The following is a 2,027-nucleotide window of genomic DNA, read 5'->3' on the forward strand; positions in this document are numbered from 1 at the left end:
CCTTCCTCAGCCCACGGAGCGCGTGAGCTTCGGGCATCACAGGGTGGGGCCAAAACGAGTGTCGATCATGGAGAAAGTGGGGCCGAATCAACCTGCCGCAAACATGCTGGAGAAGTGGGGCCCTGGCGTGCGGCACACCAGCACCCGCGCCTGACCTCACACCGGCATCTCCCGGCGCCCCGACGGGCACGGTGCCCGGACGGGTGAAGCCCGTCCGACCGCAGAACCTTCACCGGCGCCGGCTCGTGGTGCCGTGCATGAGACCGATCAACGACGCGCACGTCGCGGAGCCCGGGCTGGCCGTGGTGGAGATCGCCGCCGCCGATGACGAGACCGCTTTCACCATCCAGCAGCTGCTCGCAGCGCGGTGTGCGATCGCGCCAGCGGACCACACGGTCCGCGAGCCCGGCGAGCCGGGCGTCCGGCTGCGCTGCTTCCTCGACCTTCGCCAGCACCCCGACGCATAGCGCAGCCCCGGCCCGGGCCAGCCTGGCCCGGCCACTGTCCAAAGCGGTGCGACAGTCGCCGTAACTCTTCCGTGCGATCGGCGTGGTCCGGTGGCGGGGAGCACCACTCCCCGCCGGCACGTGGGTCCTGCGCACTTGCCGCATAGCAGCCCCGCATGCGGAAACATTCGAGTCATGTCCAGCTCGTATCCGGTGACCGTGGGGCCGCCCGATGACGAGGGCGGACGACTCGTCCACGTCCGCGGGGTCCTGGCGGGATGCGCGTACGACCTGTGGGACGTAGGTGTGTTCCTCCAGCGTGCCGGGCTGCAGAGCGGCTTCGCCGACGAGGACGAGATCGCCGCATCCGAGCAGATCGAATGGCTGGGGGCAGGCCCGGACGTGTGGGAGCGCAGCCAATAGGGCGAGGGCCCAGGGTACGCTCCCTTCCCCCGCCCGCGCCCTCCCCAACAGGCCGGTCCGCCACTCCCGTCCACGCCGACATGAGAGGTCACGGGCGATCAGGCGCTGCACGGCTTGCGGCCGGCGGTCTTCCTCACGGCGGCCCCTCTCGGCTTCTTCGCCGACGCCTTCCTCCCCCCACCACCCGCCCGACTACAGGGGCTCCTTCATTCGGCGGCGCACCGCTGGCTCTGAGCCATGCCGCCTCCCAGACTGGCAGTGCAGGCAGGCTCATCCGGTCGGTCTCATGTCGCTGCCCGGCCGGAGCCTCCCGCGTGCCGCCGCTGCCGGGCAAACAAGCAGCGGCGGCACGGCCTGCGCTCCCTCGAGGAAGCGCCCCCAAGCCGGGCCAGGCCGTCCGCCTCGCCCAGCCACCCGTCTCCGGACCTCCCAAACGCGACATGGACCGATACAGCGGCCGGCGCGGAAGCGGCGTCGGAGGACGGGTCACCGCACCACCACCGTAGGCGCGCCGTCCTCACGGCGCGGGACGCGCTGCTGGGGTGCTGGGCAAGCCGATCGGGATCGCGCTGACCACGGTTGGCATCTTCACTGGGGTCTGCATCGCCGTTCTGCAGGCCGTCACGTCATGACCGGTGTGAGCCTCGTGCGTACGCGCGGGACGCGGTACGCGTGGCACGCGTTGGCGCCGCCGCACGCCGCCTGCTGGTCCGTCATGGCCTTGTGTGCACGCGGGTGCACGTGCACGTGTGCACACCGTTCGGACGCGGCCGGGGGAGATCTTGGGCATCGTCGTCACCGCGGCGGCCCGGGTCCGCCCGGCGGGGCTCAGGGCGCGGGTGCAGGGGTGCGTGCCAGGGACGGGCCGTCGCCTCCTTGAGGAGCCGACGACGGGGGGTCGTCAAGCGGCGAAGCCGATGTTGGTGACGTACTCATACTGGCCCCCCATGCGGAGCCGAGATCGACGGTTGCATCGCTTACCCAGGCGTCGTCCAGGGCCGCGTCGCCACCAGCCCACCCACGCAGCGACGATCCGCTCCCAGCGGCGGACGTTGAGCATGCAGCTCGCGGCGCTGTTGGTCGCCGGTTCCGCCGGCGCGGTCGTCGCACTACTGCGGTTGCAGGCCGGCCGCGGCACGTCCGGGCTGGACGCGGAGG

The 2,027-nt window shown here is 71.7% G+C and carries 2 protein-coding genes and 1 pseudogene; 2 read left to right on the forward strand and 1 reads right to left on the reverse strand.

Annotated features, from left to right (window positions below):
- The first annotated feature begins 257 nt into the window (after positions 1–257).
- Both ABZZ74_RS53830 and ABZZ74_RS53835 read left to right on the forward strand, forming a co-directional pair.
- On the forward strand, positions 258–467 hold the full coding sequence (locus ABZZ74_RS53830) for a DUF6207 family protein (protein WP_356951400.1): 210 nt from the start codon (positions 258–260) through the stop codon (positions 465–467).
- Positions 468–641: 174 nt separating this feature from the next.
- Positions 642–869: a hypothetical protein gene (locus ABZZ74_RS53835; RefSeq protein WP_356951401.1), complete on the forward strand. Its 228-nt coding sequence runs from the start codon at positions 642–644 to the stop codon at positions 867–869.
- A 901-nt stretch (positions 870–1,770) separates the two neighbouring features.
- On the opposite strand, the pseudogene ABZZ74_RS53840 reads toward ABZZ74_RS53835, so the two are convergent.
- Positions 1,771–1,926, reverse strand: a pseudogene (locus ABZZ74_RS53840) (transcriptional regulator); the annotation flags it as partial.
- Positions 1,927–2,027: the final 101 nt, after the last annotated feature.

Origin of the sequence: Streptomyces sp. NPDC006476, from assembly GCF_040612015.1 — a bacterium.
In the GTDB taxonomy this organism is placed as follows: Bacteria; Actinomycetota; Actinomycetes; order Streptomycetales; family Streptomycetaceae; genus Streptomyces; species Streptomyces griseorubiginosus_B.

Bases quoted from the DNA above. Each gene is read 5' to 3' on its own strand.
- ABZZ74_RS53830 (WP_356951400.1), top strand. From the start codon at position 258: ATGAGACCGATCAACGACGCGCACGTCGCGGAGCCCGGGCTGGCCGTG.
- ABZZ74_RS53835 (WP_356951401.1), top strand. From the start codon at position 642: ATGTCCAGCTCGTATCCGGTGACCGTGGGGCCGCCCGATGACGAGGGC.